Source organism: Variovorax gracilis (genome assembly GCF_030317115.1).
In the GTDB taxonomy this organism is placed as follows: domain Bacteria; phylum Pseudomonadota; class Gammaproteobacteria; order Burkholderiales; family Burkholderiaceae_C; genus Variovorax; species Variovorax gracilis.
The window spans coordinates 40,691-57,381 of the sequence record NZ_JASZYF010000028.1; the positions used below are offsets into that span (position 1 = coordinate 40,691).

Genomic DNA, 16,691 nt, shown 5'->3' on the forward strand with positions numbered 1-16,691 from the left:
CTGACCCCGCTGAGACACTGATGGTATTGCTTTCAATCCGAACGTCAACCTTGAACCGGTGGCCGTGCTGCGGGCCCACCCACCCTTCGTGCCAGCGAATGGACAGTGGCGCTTGAACTGGCGCCACGGATCGTGCCGGAGAGTTCCAAGGGGCGGCGGTGTGAAGCCGCGCCGACGCTGGACCAGACGCCCATCGATGACCGCTCTCGCCCACGCTGCATGCGGTTCAGCGTGCGTGGCGAGTGCCATACTCCGCCCTCGGTGGACACCGAAGCAGACTGCGCGTATCGGATTCATCCATCGGGCAAGCGCACTTTTGAAGGGGCAGCCATGCGTCTGACCAATGTCCTGAAGGTCCTCACTCTTGTATCGGGCATCTGGCTTGCTGCCCTTTCACGGGCAGAAGAGGGCGGGCCGATCAGATTGCTGGTGCCTTTCGAAGGCGGCTCTGCGACAGGGCTCGCGCTGTACCTTGCCGAACGCGCGAATGCTGACTACGGCGACCACGTCTACGTCGAAGAAAAACCGGGCGCCAGCGGTCGCATTGGAGCCATGGTCCTCAAGAAAGCGGCGCCCGACGGCAAGACCCTCGCGCTGCTGCCCTTCGTGGTGCCCGTCCTGGCGCCGCTGATTTTCAAGGACGTGCGTTACGACCCGGTGCGCGACTTCACGCCGATCTCGCAGATCGCGGCATACCCCTTGGCGCTCGCGGTGTCGAAAGACCATCCTGCGACCTCGGTTGCCGGGTTCGGCGCTTGGGCGAAGGACCATCCGACGCAAGCGTTTTACGGAATGGGCTCCACTGGAAGCCTGGCTCAGTTTCTCGGCGTCATGATCGCGCGGGAAATGCGGATCAAGTTGCAGCCCATCTCTTACAAAGGCGCTGGGCCGATGACGATCGATCTCGCCGCGGGGCACATTCCTGCCGGTATTTCGTCGATCTCCGACCTGATCGAGATGCATCGCGCGCAAAGGATTCGAGTCATCGCGGTGTCGGGTACCCGTCGTTTGGCGCAGCTGCCGGATGTGCCGACGTTTGCCGAGCAAGGCTACCCGTCAATCCAGGCTGCCGGGTGGATCGGCATCTTCGCCCCAGCGGGAACGCCGAGGCATGTGGTCGATCGATGGTCCACGGTGTTCGGCACGATCGTGCGTTCGCCGCAGTCAACCGCCAAACTCGCCGAGATGGGATTTGAATCGACCGGCACCACGTCGGATGAATTCGCAGCGACTTTGGCAGCGGATATCGCGCGCTGGGCGCCCATCGTGAAGGCGTCGGGCTACCACGCTGACTAGAGTCGCCCAGTACCGGATCGCGGCACGCCTGGGATGCGATAGCATCGACGGCTGACAGCAACTGGATGTCGTCAATGGCTCCGCGTCGATCAGATGCCCCGGCGCTTTGGACCGCCGCGCCACTCGCTCCCAAGGCGCTCGAGGCGCAGGTGCATGGACAGCCGCCGCCGGTCTCGGTACACGACCTGCTGCGCTTCGAGCGGCTGCTGTCGGATTTGTCAGCAAGTTTCATCGCCCTGCCTTCCCAGGAAATCGACAGCGCCATTGATGACGGCCTGGCGCGCATCGTCTCGACGCTCGGCATCGATCGATCCACACTCAGTCGGGTCTTTTCCTTGAGCGGGCGACTGCAGGTGACCCATTCGTTCTCGGCGGAAGGCGTCGGGCCGGCGCTGACGAACGTTTCGGCGCGCGAATTCGCCCCGTGGTCGCTCAGGATGATGATGGCCGACAGGCCGGTCGTGTTCGAGCGCCTGGACGACCTCCCGCCCGATGCCAGGGTTGACAAGGAAACCTGGCGCAGTATCGGCCTCAAGTCGCATGTGACGATGCCGATCATCGTGGCGGGCGAACTGCACGGCGCCTTGAGTTTCGGTTGTGTGCGTGCCGAGCGAAGCTGGCCGGATGACCTCCTGAGCCGCATGCGGCTGCTGGCGAACGTCTTCGGGAGCGCCCTGGCGCGCAAGCACACGCAGGAGCAACTCGACCACGCGATTGGCTTCGAACGGTTGGCCAGTGGCATCCTGGCATCGCTGGTTCTCGTCGAGCCGGACCAGGCGGAACTCGCGATTGGCGTCGGGCTGCGCCAGATCGGCCAGTTCATGGAAGCGGAACGCGTCGACATTTGGGATCGCACGGCCGCCGACACCCTGTTTCACCCGGTCCAACGCTGGCATGCCGACGGCATCGCGCCGCCCTTGGTCCTGGACGACGCCGCCGACCTCCCCTGGATCATGCGACGGCTGGCGGCGGGCAACTCCGTGCGCTTGCCTCGACTGAGTGAACTGCCGTCGGAAGCCGAGAGCGACCGCCTTGAGCTGCAGGCCGCCGGGGTGCGCTCGATGCTCATGGTGCCGATTTCCGTGTCGGGCACGGTGACGGGAGCCTTGTCGATGGCCAGCACACGGCAAGAACACGAATGGCCGGACGCCCTGATGCCCGGGGTCAGCTTGCTTGCCGAAGTGTTCGGCAGCCTTCATGCGCGAACGACGGCCGAACGCCGCAAGCTCGCGGCGGAAGTGGAGGCGGCGCATTGGCGCGAACGGTTGGCCCACCTCGTCCGGGTGCACACGGCGGGCGAGATGTCGGTCGCGCTCGCCCACGAGATGACCCAGCCGCTCGGCGCGATCGAGAACTATGCGCTGGCAGCACGCCGGCGAGCCAGCGCATTCGAGCCTGACCTGGCGCGTGTGCTGGAACTCCTGGACAAGGTCATCGGACAGGCCACACGCGCGGGTCAAGTAGTGACACGCATGCGCGGCATGGTGCAGCGGCACGAACTGGAGGCGAAGCCGGTCCACATTGAACGAGCCATTGGCGAATGCGTCGGCATGGTGAAGATGGACTGCGATCTGCGCGAGATCGATATTCGGCTCTCGGCCGACAGTGGGCTGCCGCCGGTCACCGCCGATGAAATCCACCTGCAGCAGGTCGTGCTCAATCTGCTGCGCAATGCGATGGAGGCGATCGAGCATGGCGACGGCGCGCGCGTGATCAGCATCTCCGTCATGCCCACTCAGCGCGACGAGATTCAGGTGGAAGTCGCTGACACCGGCAGTGGCATCGCGGAAGGCGATCTGGAGCGGATCTTCGAGTCCTTCTACTCGACGAAGGCGAGCGGCCTGGGCGTTGGCTTGGCGATCTGCCGCAAGCTGATCGAGGCGCACGGCGGCAGGCTTTGGGCTTCGCATCGTCCCGGCGGCGGCGCTCGGTTCCAATTCACGATCCCGACCGGCGCGCAAGGCGACTGAAAGCTCGCGTTCAGGCCTGCTCGTCCCCCTTGCAGGTCGGCGCCCGCCCTCGCCTGACAGTCCGAGCAACAGGAGCGATCAACACGCGCCTGTGGTCGACAGGTCGGCCTTTGCCGTGGGCGCGGTCGCCTCGCGCATGCCTCGCCCGGCATCAGGTTGCGTAGGGAAAGGTCGTGCGCCGGCAGCGCACCGCGCACAAAAAAAGCCCGCGCGAGGCGGGCGTAAGAACGTCACCCCTTCTCGGAGGGCTCCGTTGAGCAACCTTGATGCCTTCCGGCATCGGAACAGGGCAACCCGCCGCTTGTTGACCAGTGACCTTTTCGAGCCAACGCCTGAGCTCCCTCTTGCGCGCCATGATGCGCCCGCGACCGCGCACGGTCGATCCCGGCGAGCACGTACGTGTTTGACGTGGGGGCATTCACCGTTCGCGTTCGCACGTCTCGCACCTGACTCCATCCGTGGGCGCCGGCAGCCGAATCCCGCCTCGCGTTCACGCAGCGAGGCGACGACACTTCACGGGCTACCACCAGGGGCCCGGGCAGGCACCACGTACGTGGGAAGTACGTGGCTGCCGGGGTAGATTTGTTGTGCCAGCACTCACACAATGAAATCGTCGGACGGCCGCGCACTGAATGAGCCGGCAACACATCTTCGTGGTCACAAGGCGGCCAAATCAAACTCTGTTGAGGAGCCCGCAATGAGCAAGATTCTTGCAACCCTGATCGCCGGCCTGTTTGTGTCAGCCGCATACGCGCAGAACCCCCCAGGTGCGTCGTCGCAACAGCAGGTCATCACCAACACCAAGCCGCAGGAGCGCGCACAGGCCATCGACAACTCGCGTCCACAGGACAAGGTCAAGGCAGTTGGCGGTGACGAGGTGAACTCTCCCTTGAACGACAAGATCGGTACGGGCAAGGCAGCGGCAGCCGGCCAGGAGCGCGCCAACGCGCGTGAAGCCAACGACCCGAGCAAGAAGCCTGGCCAGTACCCAACGCCGCCGAACACTCCCGGCATGCCGGCCTCCAAGTAAACGACGCACCATTTGGACACGCTGGAAGCGCACGCTCCGGAATCGAGCGCGCGCGCTGGCTGTACGCACGCCAGGCGACCGAGGCCGCGGCATGAAACTGGGCGGCGGCGCTGGCCCTTTGAGTTCTAGGCGAGCAGTCGAAGAGCCGTGCTCAATGACCCATCCCATGGCGAACGAATCAAGGACGTTGACGCCGTGACGGATCCTGGCGCTTGCCGATTGCGGACACAACGCCTCGTCAGCGATTCACACTGCTTCGCTGGGCTTCGGAGCTGGACGCGTGTCGCCAGCGCGATCCGCAGACGATGTCGGTCGAGGCGTCCCCAAGGATCGGCGATGCCCGTCGATCACCCGTCGTCGCCGTTCGTACGACGCGACGCCACGCCTGGCGTCCGGTTTGTTGGCTATGCAGTGGGCCCGCGCTTGCGGCCGTTGAGCATTGATGCCGAAAGATTCTCGCGCCACCACCAGCTCATGAGGCAGATGCCGAGAAGATGGACTGCCAGGGCGACCAGCAACGCATCGGCGAGCCATGCATGGACTTCTTGCAAGCGCTCGTCGCCCCAGAAAACGTCGAAGCGGCTCATCCACCCGGTGAGCCCAAGCAGCAATACGAGCGACCACAACAGCCACACCATCCACAGCCCGAGCGGATCGTGGCCCATGCAACGCGGCGCGCCGGCGCGAACATAGGCGAACGCCGCAGCCGCGGACGGCTTGAGGGCTGCCAAGCTACCATGGCCTTTCGCACACGCCGCCCACCACAGGCGTGCGACGACGACGCCGGCCGCCGCATACCCTGCGGCGCGATGCACCTGACCGCCGTCGTCCTGCATCGTGCAGAAGATGACCAATGCGGCCAACGCCCAATGAAAGAAGCGGACAGCGACATCCCAGACAAGAGCTCCGCTTCGCACTGGATCCTCGTCGCTCGGGGTCGACATTGCTACTTTTCGACCTCGCTCTTCACCGGCTCCAGGGTCTTGGCGTCATAGTAGATCTCGACCTTCTTGCCGGCCTTGTTTCTGCCATAGATCTCATAGCAGTTGCCGTCGACCTTGAACTTGGCGATCGTGTAGCCCTGTGCCTCGATCTTGGCCTTGGCCTCGGCTTCCGACATCCATTCGGATTTCGGATGGGCCTTGCAGTTCGCCTTGGCGAAGGCGGGAGCCGCTGCGAAGGTGAGAAGGCCGACAGCGACGGCGAAGATAAATTGCTTCATCGGTTTGTCCTGGCTCAGTGAAGGAGCGCAAAAGCTTAGCATTGGTTCGTCCTCGCCGATGGAAGGCCGCCTCACGCAACGCCTGGCCTTCCTCGAGCACTGCGTCGCGGCTCTCAAGTCGAAAGCTGAGCGTGTGCGAACTCGCCAAGACGCTGAACGCCCTGGTCGAGTCGCTCGCTCCAGGTGCTGCCAGCGCACAGGCGCAGGCACTTCCGAAATCGCCGACTTGCGGAGAAGACGCCCCCGGGCGCGAAGCAGATGCCATGTTCAAGCGCTTTGTCAAACAAGGCTCGGGAGTCGAAACCTCTGGGCAGTTCGACCACAGTGCAAATGCGCCAGCGCGCCGGCTGACGCGCGTCTGCGCCGGAAAACTCGCCTCGACGACGCGGGTCAAGCGCAGCAGGTTCTCTTCGAGTAGGCGGCGTAGCCGACGCATGTGGCGATCGACTGCAGCGCGTTCTCGAAAGGCCTCGCACCCGGATAGCGCATCGGCTGCATTGCGCCCGGCGCTTTTGCGCAGCAAGTGATCGCGTGTTGGCGCCGCCGTCGAGCGCGATGAATGGCCCGGGACGCTCTCGCGTGAAGTGGATCTCGCCGTAGACGCCATCCTCGATCAGGGGTACGGCATGCCGTGCGAGCAGCGCAAGGAGTTCGCGCTTTTGTGCTGCGGGCATCAGGAGCCCATGGGCTGCTGAAGGCGCCGCGGCCCGGATCGGTCGGAAGCTCCAGGGCCTTCAGGCCGGGCACCTCCAGCGTGGGAAGAAGCCGAAATAGGTGGGCGATTGGAACGCGATCGTGCGCGTAGTGTTATCGGTAAGATTGAACGTTCCAATCAGTTCATCCAGTTTTCAGATAGCCATGCCAACCACCGATCTATCGACACGACAGCTCCGTGCGTTCGCAGCGCTGGCCGACCAGTGCAACTTCACGCGCGCTGCGCAGCGCTGCCATCTGTCGCAGCCGGCCTTCAGCACGTTGATCCGCACGCTGGAGGAAACCGTGGGCGCCCGGTTGTTCGATCGCGACACCCGCAGCGTGCAACTGACGCCGGAAGGGCGTCAGTTCGAAAGCTCGGCGAGGCGCCTGCTGGACGACATGCAGGAATTGATCGGCGACCTTGCCGACCGCGTCGAGCGGCGGAAGGGACGCGTGAGCGTTGCGGCGCTGCCTTCGCTCGCGGCCGGCTGGCTCCCACAGATCCTTGCAGAGTTCATGCGGACCTGGCCGGGGATCGCGGTCGAGCTTCACGACGCGCTCTCGGATGCGTGCATCGCGCGGGTTCGCAATCACGAAGCCGACTTCGCACTCTCCGCGAGCGAGGCGCGGTCGACCTCGGCGGTGGACCTGCGCAGCACAAAACTGTGCAGCGACCGCTTTCACCTGGTCTGCCGGACCGATCACCCCCTGGCGAAGATGGATCGGCTGTCGCCCAAGCACCTCGCGCCATACCCATTCATCCAGATGACCCGCAACAGCAGCGTGCGCCAGGCGCTGGACGCTGCGCTGCATCCACTGCAGCTCAATACCGCCTTTGAAGTGGAACACCTGGCGACGGTCACCGGGTTGGTCGAAGCGGGCGTCGGGATCAGCGTGGTGCCGACGCTGACGCTGTTTCATTTCCAACGCGCGACCCTGTTGACCCGCCCGCTGTCGGCGCGAGGTCTGAGCCGCACGATTCACCTGGTTCAACGGCGGGAAGGAAGTCTCTCCGTCGCGGCCCAAACCTTGCACGATTTGATCTTTGAACGGATGGGATCGCTGAAGGTTGAGGACATGGTCGCCCATTGAGTGGGATGCGGCGCGGTTCGTCTTGCCCGACCCGCGGTGGTCCCCGCACGTCACTGCCTTTCGGATGGCCCCGGGCGGCACTAAATGCACGCAGCCGTAGCGCAAGAGTCGGTTATGGTTCCCCCGGTCTTGTGATCCAGACCAAGGGCGACACCTGTGATTTCTCATGAGTTCGACGCGCCCATGGTCGGCAGCGGCCTGGCTGGATCGAGCATCGCGCTACACCTCGTAGCCGTGCACCGGGTGGCGATCCGCATCGCGGCACAGACCATCTTCGTGCCGCCCGCGGGCTGACACGACCGCTCAACCTTTTGCATTCAGAGAAAGAGCTATCTCCCCATGTTGCGCACCCTGCTCAAGTCCAAGATCCACCGTGTGGCGGTCACCGATTGCGAACTGCACTACGAAGGCTCTTGCGCCATCGACGAAGACCTGCTCGACGCGGCCGGCATGGCCGAGAACGAGCAGATCCATATCTGGAACATCAACAATGGCGAACGCTTCGTGACCTATGCGATCCGCGGCGAGCGCGGCAGCGGCATCATTTCGGTCAACGGCTCCGCCGCGCGACGGGCCTCGGTGGGCGACCTCATCATCATCGCGGCCTTCGGCCTGGTGTCCGAGGAACACGTCGCGGCGCATCGACCGAAGCTGGTCTTCGTCGACGACGCCAACCGCATCAAGGAAGAGCGCGCCCATGTTCCCGTGCAGGCGTCTCAAGCCGACGCTGTCTTCGGGCACCGATCTCGCCCCTGAGCAAAACGGCCCTTGTGAGCCCTAACCTCGAGCGTCCGGTGTCGAGCGGGAAGTAGCCGTGCGAATCTCACGTCGAGAGGCCGATGGCCTCGTACCGTTCACCCGCGAAGCACGGCGCCAACCGATGGCTAGGGGATGCAGGTGAAGCTTGATGCAACGGCTGGGTCTCCAGCCCCGTTGTACCTGGGCCATGTCGGAAAGTCGCACAACGGCCGCGTTCGTCCATTGGCACCCGGGTTGATGTCCGCGCCGACATGGCTCGCGGGCGCTGTGCCATTCTCGACCCACTGCTCCAAAGCCGTCACGGAGTCCCAGCTCAAGTTGAATTGGGGTCCGTTTCCGTGATCGAAGCCCGGCACATAGTAGAAGCGCATGAAGTTCGCCAGCGAGCCCGCGCCCATCGAAGTGGCCAGCCTGTTGTAGAAATCGACGGAGGTCGCGCCCGGGATGATGGCGTCGGCCTGCCCGGTGACCATGATCAGCTTGCCGCCCTTCTTCGCGAAGGGGGTCAGGTCGGTTCGCACGTCCAGCCTCGAGGAGATGTAGTTCAGCCGCTGCGGCACGAACGCCGGTGCGCCGACGTCGAAGGTAGAGGGATCGAGGTTGGAGTCACGCATGACCCAGAAGCGGGCCAGTGAGTCGAAGATGTAGGTGGCGAACGGCATCGCAAACGTGGAAGGTGCTGCAGGCGCGCTGGTCCCCATGGCAAAGCCCTCCAGATGGACGCCCGCCTTGAGCACGTTGAATCCTGGATACGAGTTCGCGCCACTGGCCAGGATATAGGGCAGCGTCAAGCCGGCGTCGTAGCTCCTGATCCCCGCAATCTGCGCATCCGAAAGACAAGTGGCCGCGGTGTCCGCGCCGCCGGGGCAACGCAGGGTCTGGATGTCGAACTGGCACGCGGCGGGACGGCTGACGATGCCGTCGCTCACACCGTCCAGCGCATCGCATGCGGCGATGACCGCAGGCGCGATCAGGGCTTGCTTGGCCGGGGATGGGTAGGCGCCGGGCGCAGCCAGATCCTTGGAGATGCGCCCATAGTTCAACAGCATCGAAGTGAGCGACCAGGCGGGGTAGTAGGCGATGACACCGTCGTACAGGTCGGGCCACCGGTCGGCGACGTACAGCGCTTCACGCCCGCCGCCGGATCCGCCGGCTGCGTAGGTCTTGGCGGGTCCCGAGCCGTATCGCTGATTCATCAGGACAACGGCGACGTCGCGTGTCTTTCGTAGCTGGTCTCCGAAGTAGTTTTCCAGCGCCTCGTCATTCACGCCGAAACTGCCGTCAAGCGCACTGCCGGCATGGCCCGAGTCGCTTCCGAAGGTGACATAGCCGCGCGACAACGGCGTCTGGAAGCCCGTCGTGCTCGGCGCACCGCCGGTGCCGGTGACCACCGAGCCGTCGTAGCCGCCTCCCATCAATTGAAACGCCTTCTTGTTCCATGCCGACGGCAGGTTGACCTGGAACGATATGGGCGGCGCGGTACGGTCGACCGAAGCAATGACGCCCTTCACTTCGCAATACTCCCCCGTGGACCCCGCGGCGCTGGCGACCGGCGGCTTGAGCACTGCATCGGTCACCGTGGCCCCATTGGTCGGCAGGGAGAGGGATGAAGGGGGAAGAGCAACCGACTGGAGTGCAGAGCACGCATCGGCGGCGCTGAGGGCGGCGGGTGCAGGTGCAGCAGGCGCAGGCGCAGGCGCCGGGGCCGGCGCTGCCGCGCTTGGAAGGCCACCTCCACCACCCCCGCCGCAACCCGCCAGCACCAGCGCGGCCAGTGACAGGTGCAGTGCGGCCTGCAACGAAGTGCCGATCTCCGGTTTGTTCATCGTTCGTCTCCTATTGAATGTCGATGCGTTCAATCCACGCGAATCACGATGGCGGCGCCGGTGTCTCCAGCGGCGCAGCCCGTGAAAAGTCCCAGTCCGCCGCCCGCCTCCTTGAGCGACCAGGCCAATTCGATGATTCCGCGCATGCCGGTGGGCCCCTGCGGATGGCCGTAGATGAGGCTGCAACCCTTGACGTTCATGCGCTCGAGCGGAAAGTCCATCTGCTGGCTGAGCCAGACGTCGTTCACCGCGAACGGGTTGTGCGAGCCGATCAGCGCGATCTGGGACACCTGCAGGCCCGCGTCGGCAAGGGCTTGCCGAGCCGCCAGGGTGGCGGCCTTGGGCATCTGGGCCTTGCCGGCGCGGGCGAAGCCGACCGACACGAGGCTGACGACCGGATCGCCTCCGCTGCGTTCGCGGACGCAGGACACATCGCCCAATACGACACCTGCGCATCCGTCGGCCGGGTGCGTCTGTCCACCGTGCGTCACGACCGAGCCGAGAAGCGCGGGCTTGAGGGCCGCCAGGCCTTCCTGGCTGTACGCGTGTACGCCTTCGTCGGCATCGACCGTGGCGGTCGACCTGCCCTTTGCGATGCGAACCGGCTGCATGTACTGCCGCTGGAACGCCCTGTCTTGCGCCAGCGAGGATTGGTACTGCGACCACCGGAGGAGCGTCAGTGCGTCGAGCCCCTCGCGGGTCATCCGTCCCTCTCGCGCGACATTGTCGGCAGTCACGACCATCGATTGGCCCGTTGCCGGGTCTGCGGCGAAGCTGTCCAGTACCCAGTGCTCGCTCAGCGGACTGCCGCCCATCGACTGCGTTCGCGGGTAGACCAGCAAGGGGCCATTGCTCGTGCGATCGGTAGTCAGCACCAGCGTCGTTCGCCCGCTCCCCGGTGCATGAGCGAACGCGGCGCTTGCGAGGCACGCGACGGATGTTGCACAGGCCTGGGACACCATCGGCCCGCTGACTTCGGGCAGGCCCAGTTGCGCGGCGACCCACGGTGCCGCGTAGAAACTGGACATCTGCGGAATCGTGGCGCCGATGACAAGGCTACCGATCCGTGATGCATCCACTTCGCGCGCGGCCATGGCATCGCGTGTCACCGTCACAGCCAGATCGAGGCTCGAAAGGTCCGCAAGGCTTCCCTGCCAGCGCACGAATGGCGAAGACCACGCATCGGCGAGCGAGAAGGCGATGTTGTCGAACTTCATGGGCCATGCACTCGCTCAGTCGCCCTTGAAGCCTGTGGCCTGGACGACCTTGCTCCACCGCACGGTCTCGGCCGCGACCATCTTCCCGGCATCGGCAGTGCTCGTGCCCAGGATGCTGAAGCCCGCCTCCTCCAGTTGCCGGCGTACCTCCGGAGCGTTGACGGCCGCCACGACCTTGGCGTTCAACGCGGACACCACTGCGTCGGGCGTGCCAGCGGGGACGAACAGGCAGAACCACGCGGAGAAGTCCGCCTTCGGAAAGCCTGATTCGGTGAAGGTCGGGACATCCGGCAGGAGCGGCGAACGCTGCGGAGCGGTCGTGGCAAGCGCGCGCATCTTGCCGCCCTTCACCTGTGCCGTGGCGAGCGCGGTCGATACGAATGCGGCCTGCACATCGCCCGCGATGATTCCGGTCACCGCATCGCCCGTCGCGCGGAAATGCACGGGCTCGACCTTGAAGCCGCCCTGCTCCGCAAACATCTCGGCGCCAAAGTGCCCCGGCGTGCCGGCACCAAAGGTTGCGAAGTTGATCTTGTCCTTGCTGGCCCGTGCCGCCTTGACGAAGTCGGCGACAGACTTCGCGGGAGACGAGTTGGGGACCACCAGGATGAAGTCGGTGCGAACCACCTCGGAGACCGGCACGAGCTCTCGCGCCGGGTCGTAGGCGAGCTTCGAGAAGGCGGCCGGTGCGATGCTGATGGCACTGACGTCCGCGATCAGCAGCGTGTAGCCATCCGCCGGGCTCTTGGCCACGAACTGCGCGGCGATCTGGCCACCCGCTCCTGCGCGGTTCTCCACGACGACGGGCTGGCCCAGGGTCTCGCTGAGTTTCAGGCCCAGTGTCCGGGCGACCACATCGGGCCCGGTGCCCGGCGCGAAGCCCACGGCCAGGCGGATCGATCGACTCGGATAGGCCTACGCCCACGCCAGGGACGGAAAGCCTTGGGCCGTTGCCGCAGCAAGTCCGGCTGCGAGCCAGTGGCGGCGCGAAATGTTCGAAGTCATGGTGTCTCCTGGAGAAAGGTTGTGTGGATCCGGTGGGTCATGCGGGACGCAGAAGTCCGACGGTTTCGGGCTCACGGCCGAGCGTGGTGGGCCAGACAGCAGCAATGTCCTCGGCGGACCAGCCGCCGTCGCTGAAGGCAGTGCAGATCTCCTGGGGGTGGGACCACAGGCTGAGCTTGTCGCCGCCGATGCCGATGCATTGGCCGGTGACACCGGCCGCCTGCCCGGAGGCCAGGTACACGAGCAAAGGAGCGACGTCCTCGGGGAGGCCCAATCCGGCGCCCTTTCGCAGTTCGTCGGGAAGACGCTCGCCCTTGGCGACGGCTCCGGCATGGTTCGAGAACGCAGGCATGGTGGCGACCATGCGGGTGAACGCAACCGGGACGATGGCATTCACCGTGATGTTGGAGCGGGCGCACTCCATCGACCATGTGCGTGCGAACGAAGCGATGCCGGCCTTTGCGGCGGCATAGGCGGTTTGACCCGCGTTCCCGCGCTGGCCCGCCGGCGATGCGATCAGGACGATGCGGCCGGCACTCCCCTGGCTGCGCATCTGCCGAACCGCCGCCCGTGCGCACGTGAAACTGCCCCTCAGGTGGGTCTCCACGACGCTGTCGAAGTCCTCGTCGCTCAGATTCCACAAGACCCGATCGCGCAGGTTGCCGGCATTCGCGCAGAGGATGTCGAGCCGGCCGAAGGCTTCAACGGCGCTTGCGACCAATTGGTCTGCGGCTTCGGAACTGCCGACGGCGCAGGCCTGCGCCACTGCGCGGCCGCGTTCCGCGCGAATCTCCTCCACCGCCTGCACCGCGGCCTCTGCATCGATGTCGTTGAGCACCACCGACGCACCGGCTCGCGCCAGCGCCTTTGCGAATGCGAGGCCGAGTCCACGGCCGGCACCCGTGACGATTGCAACCTTTTCATCCAGTCTGATCATGGCTTCAATACCTCATCGGCCCGCATACAGGGGGGCACGCTTTTCCATGAAAGACCTCGGCCCTTCGCGCGCGTCATCGCTCGCGAAAACCTCGCGTTTTGCGCGGTCCTCCAACCGGTAGCCGACATCCAGTGGGAGACCACTGGCTTCCAGCACGGTCTGCTTCACCGCACGCACTGCCACCGGTCCATTGGCGGCGATGTGCGATGCGATCTCGTGCGCCTTGTCCATCACCTGACCCGCAGGCACGACGTGATTGACGAGCCCGCAACTCAGTGCGGTGGCAGCATTCATCGGACGGCCCGTCAGGAGCATCTCCATTGCGAGCGCATAGGGAATCTGCCTCGGCAATCGGACCATCGATCCCGCGAACGGAATCAGCGCCCGCTGCACTTCCGGCAAGCCGAACGAGGCGTGTTCCGCGGCCACCCGGATGTCGGTGCCCAGCACCATCTCGAACCCTGCGGCCAGGCAAGCACCGTTGATCGCCGCGATGACGGGCTTGTGCAGCGGGAAGTCACGCAATGACGACGCGGCCAGGACGGCGGGATCGGCCAGCATGCGACGCTCGAACGCGTCCTGCGCCTGCCGCGCTCCGGTCATCAATGGAAGCGTGCTCCCGAGGTCTCCGCCCGCGCAGAATGCGGCATGGCCAGTGCCGGCGAGGATCGCCACGCGGATGGCGTCGTCCGCCCGCACGAGCGTGAACGCGTCGGCGAGGAGACAGAGCATCTCCGGCGTCAGCGCGTTGCGGGCCTCGGGACGATTCAGCGTCACCACGGCCACGTGGCCGGTACGTTCGACCATGACCTTGCCGCTCATCGGCGCCCCCCTTCGAGTTCCTTCTCCAGCCGGTACTTCAAGGCGAAGGGCGCCATCAGGTTCCTGACCGACTCCGCGAGGTCTTCGACCTCAGGGGCCAAGAGCCTGACGACCTGGGTTTTTCCTTCGGTCTCAACCCGTACATGCACCGTCGCATGCAGGCCGATGCGCTGCAGGCGATCGTTGATGACCCACTCGATGGCGCGCGTCCGCAGCGCCGGCTTGAACAGCTTTCCGATCGCCGTGACCGGCAACGCATCGAGCACGAAGATGGCCTTGGGATAGGCGGGCCGCTCGGGAATGTGGTCCTGTGCGAAGGCCGACAGGACCTCGCTGCTGACCTCGGCGCCTGGACGCAGCGAGACGAAGGCGATCGGCACCTCGCCCGCATACTCGTCAGGCGCCCCCACGGCCGCGGCCATGAGCACATCGGGATGGCGAAGCAGTGCGTCCTCGATCACGACCGGATCGATGTTGTGGCTGCTTCGGATGATGAGATCCTTCGACCTGCCTGTGACGAACACACGGCCTGCAGCGTCCCGGTGCCCGACGTCGCCGGTCACGAGCCATCCGTCCGTGGTGAACACGCCGAGGTTGTTGTCGGCGTCGACATAGCCGGGGCCGACGTTGGGACCCCTGACGTGCAACACACCGTCCCTTCCAGGCGAAAGCGGTGCGCCCGCATCGTCGACGGCCTGAACGCTTGTGAAGGGCAATGGCAGCCCGACCGAGCCTGCCACCCGATCCGCGTTCACCGGCTCGATGGCGATGACGCCGCCGCACTCGGTCATTCCCAGGATGTTCCGCACAGGGATGGCGGTGCGGCTCTCGAAAGATTCCGCGAGTTCCGATGGCAAGGGCGAGCCGCCCGTGAGCAGGCACCGGACCGTCGACAGGTCTTCGCCTTGCCGCGGCACGCCCAGCAGCGCCGACATGACGGTCGGGACGGTCGCCAGCAGGGTCACGCGATGGCGCTCGACGTGGCGCCAATAGGCTTGCACGAGTTGCGCATTGCGCAGCCCGAGAAGACTGGGCAGGACGATCTGCCCGCCGGCCAGGAGGATCGACAGCCCGTACACGAAGGAGCCGGCCACATGGAACAACGGGAATCCGTTGAGGATGACGTCCTCGGCGGTCGCCCCGTACATGCAGGCAGCGCCCCAGGCCGCATGGAGCTGATTGCGGTGGGTGTGCTTCGCGAGCTTGGGGCGGCCCGTGGTGCCACCCGTGTGGAAAAGCGCCGCCAGTCGATCGCGTTGTTCCGTCGGCAGGTCCAAGAGCGGCGCGGACGACTGGGCCTCGAGCAACGTGCCGAAGCTCGGTGCGTCTTCGGCCGACCCGACTGCGACCACCTGCTTGAGCGAAGGGCATCGCCCCTTCAATCCCCTAGCGCGCGACCAGATGTCGAGTTCCGGCGTTGGGCCGAGGGCCACGAGAATGTTCACGCCTGCCGCGTCGATCAGCTCGGCGATGTGCTCCTCTCCCAGCAGGTAGTTGATCGGGCAGGCGACGCCGACGGCCTCGGCCCCGAAGAGCGTCAGGTAGGCCTGCGGAATGGCCGGCAGCAGGAAAGCGACTCTCGGCTGCTCGCCGCCTGCGAGATGCATGAAGGTCCGCGCCGCACGCCGGACGTCGGCGATGAATTCGGCATGGGTCCACGAGGCGCACGGTGCGGCCGGATCATGGGAGTCGATGTAGGTGATGGCCGGCCGGCCCGCATGCTCGGACGCGACGGCCTCCAAGGCCGCCAGGACGCTGCCGTGCGGCATGAAATCGTCATAGGGCCGCGACTCGATGTCCAGGACATCGGCGAGGCCGCGAATCGTTGGTGTCTGCACCCGCCCACTCCGCTTGCGAGATGCCTGCTCCTCGCCGATCGAGGGAGTGCATACGCAGGGCCAGAGACTAGGCCTGGGTCGCTCCCGCGTCTGTCTGCTGCGATGTGGACCGGGATTACCCTAAAGACCCGATCGCGAGGGCAAACAGTTCGTTGCGGTGGTGGATGCCCAATCGCTCGAACGCGCGATCACGGTAGGTCTTGACGGTGCCGCTCGAGATGGCGAGGTCGGCTGCCACGCCTTCGTACGTCCATCCTTTCAGCAGCCTCTCGCAGACCTCCCGCTCACGCTTGGGCAGTGCGCCGAGGATGCTGGACCCTCGCGCCGGTGCCACTGCCGTGTCTGCGTCGGGCCGCTGAGCGACGGGATGCTGCAGCCCCGTATTGCGCAAGTGCAGGCCCACGCACGCGGCGAGCGGCGTCCCCAGAAGACTCAGGAGTTCGAGTTCGGAGTCGTCGAACGAACGCTGTCGCTCATGGCGATACAGATTGATGGCGGTCAAGCAGCCGGCATCGTTCACCGTCACGACCGAGGCGCGCTCTTTCAACTCGTGCCGCGTGTAGATCTCGCCGCGATGCCGGCGCGGGATTTCCTCCGCACGCCAATGCGTCAGCACCGCCCCACCGGACACCGCGTATTCGCGCGCAGAGTCGAAGGTGCGATCGGCGAGATAGACGCCACGGCGGTAGAACTGAAATGCGTCCCGGGTTCGATCGGCCACCTCGTAGCTTCCGCCCACATACATTTCCGGCGGCCGGCCGTCGAACAAGGTGTATACGGACCACCAGCACAGCGGCAGTGCCGCATTCAACAGCTTGAGCGCTGCGGTGCCGAACTCGCGATCGCCGACGCAACCCACCACGCCGGCAATCGCCTGCGATGCTTGCCACGAGCGGTCCAGGGTTCGCGCGGGCGCCTGCTCGCTCAATCGCACGAGTTGCATGACGGAAAAAGGGTTGTCTCCATGCCCCCGCAAGCAGA

At 65.4% G+C, this 16,691-nt stretch carries 15 protein-coding genes; 6 read left to right on the forward strand and 9 right to left on the reverse strand.

Going from position 1 to position 16,691, the window contains the following annotated elements; all coding sequences use genetic code 11:
• Positions 1-330: 330 nt before the first annotated feature.
• The 3 genes from QTH97_RS30190 to QTH97_RS30200 all read left to right on the forward strand — a co-directional run bounded on the left by QTH97_RS30190 (position 331) and on the right by QTH97_RS30200 (position 4,296).
• Entirely contained in the window at positions 331-1,296 is a 966-nt protein-coding gene (locus tag QTH97_RS30190; protein WP_286572277.1) for a tripartite tricarboxylate transporter substrate-binding protein, read from the forward strand.
• Positions 1,297-1,370: 74 nt separating this feature from the next.
• On the forward strand, positions 1,371-3,266 hold the full coding sequence (locus tag QTH97_RS30195) for a GAF domain-containing sensor histidine kinase (RefSeq protein WP_286572278.1): 1,896 nt from the start codon (positions 1,371-1,373) through the stop codon (positions 3,264-3,266).
• 697 nt (positions 3,267-3,963) lie between these two features.
• Entirely contained in the window at positions 3,964-4,296 is a 333-nt protein-coding gene (locus tag QTH97_RS30200) for a cell envelope biogenesis protein TolA (RefSeq protein WP_286572279.1), read from the forward strand.
• 404 nt (positions 4,297-4,700) lie between these two features.
• On the opposite strand, the gene QTH97_RS30205 is transcribed toward QTH97_RS30200, so the two are convergent.
• Positions 4,701-5,240 carry a cytochrome b/b6 domain-containing protein gene (locus QTH97_RS30205; protein WP_286572280.1) on the reverse strand — a complete coding sequence of 180 codons (540 nt, stop codon included), beginning with the start codon at positions 5,238-5,240 and terminating at the stop codon, positions 4,701-4,703.
• Positions 5,241-5,242: 2 nt separating this feature from the next.
• Positions 5,243-5,518, reverse strand: coding sequence for a PepSY domain-containing protein (locus tag QTH97_RS30210; RefSeq protein WP_286572281.1), 276 nt, complete (start codon positions 5,516-5,518; stop codon positions 5,243-5,245).
• An 858-nt stretch (positions 5,519-6,376) separates the two neighbouring features.
• On the opposite strand from QTH97_RS30210, the gene QTH97_RS30215 reads away from it, so the two are divergent.
• From QTH97_RS30215 to panD, 3 genes are all read left to right on the forward strand, one after another.
• Entirely contained in the window at positions 6,377-7,306 is a 930-nt protein-coding gene (locus QTH97_RS30215; RefSeq protein WP_286572308.1) for a LysR family transcriptional regulator, read from the forward strand.
• Between the two features lie 156 nt (positions 7,307-7,462).
• A complete protein-coding gene (locus tag QTH97_RS30220; RefSeq protein WP_286572282.1) occupies positions 7,463-7,600 on the forward strand; it encodes a hypothetical protein in 138 nt (45 codons plus the stop codon).
• A 45-nt stretch (positions 7,601-7,645) separates the two neighbouring features.
• Entirely contained in the window at positions 7,646-8,062 is a 417-nt protein-coding gene (gene panD, locus QTH97_RS30225) for an aspartate 1-decarboxylase (RefSeq protein ID WP_286572283.1), read from the forward strand.
• Between the two features lie 128 nt (positions 8,063-8,190).
• Here panD and QTH97_RS30230 read toward each other — a convergent pair whose 3' ends face one another.
• The 7 genes from QTH97_RS30230 to QTH97_RS30260 all read right to left on the reverse strand — a co-directional run bounded on the left by QTH97_RS30230 (position 8,191) and on the right by QTH97_RS30260 (position 16,653).
• The gene (locus QTH97_RS30230) at positions 8,191-9,891 is read right to left on the reverse strand and encodes a tannase/feruloyl esterase family alpha/beta hydrolase (RefSeq protein WP_286572284.1); all 1,701 of its coding nucleotides are present in this window, start codon (positions 9,889-9,891) and stop codon (positions 8,191-8,193) included.
• 29 nt (positions 9,892-9,920) lie between these two features.
• Entirely contained in the window at positions 9,921-11,108 is a 1,188-nt protein-coding gene (locus QTH97_RS30235; protein ID WP_286572285.1) for a thiolase family protein, read from the reverse strand.
• A gap of 15 nt (positions 11,109-11,123) precedes the next feature.
• Positions 11,124-11,993 carry a Bug family tripartite tricarboxylate transporter substrate binding protein gene (locus tag QTH97_RS30240; RefSeq protein WP_286572286.1) on the reverse strand — a complete coding sequence of 290 codons (870 nt, stop codon included), beginning with the start codon at positions 11,991-11,993 and terminating at the stop codon, positions 11,124-11,126.
• A 157-nt stretch (positions 11,994-12,150) separates the two neighbouring features.
• The gene (locus tag QTH97_RS30245; RefSeq protein ID WP_286572287.1) at positions 12,151-13,050 is read right to left on the reverse strand and encodes an SDR family NAD(P)-dependent oxidoreductase; all 900 of its coding nucleotides are present in this window, start codon (positions 13,048-13,050) and stop codon (positions 12,151-12,153) included.
• 12 nt (positions 13,051-13,062) lie between these two features.
• Positions 13,063-13,836, reverse strand: coding sequence for an enoyl-CoA hydratase-related protein (locus tag QTH97_RS30250; protein WP_286572288.1), 774 nt, complete (start codon positions 13,834-13,836; stop codon positions 13,063-13,065).
• Between the two features lie 32 nt (positions 13,837-13,868).
• The gene (locus QTH97_RS30255) at positions 13,869-15,710 is read right to left on the reverse strand and encodes an AMP-binding protein (RefSeq protein ID WP_286572289.1); all 1,842 of its coding nucleotides are present in this window, start codon (positions 15,708-15,710) and stop codon (positions 13,869-13,871) included.
• A 115-nt stretch (positions 15,711-15,825) separates the two neighbouring features.
• Positions 15,826-16,653, reverse strand: a complete 828-nt coding sequence (locus QTH97_RS30260; RefSeq protein ID WP_286572290.1) for a helix-turn-helix transcriptional regulator — start codon at positions 16,651-16,653, stop codon at positions 15,826-15,828.
• Positions 16,654-16,691 lie beyond the last annotated feature (38 nt).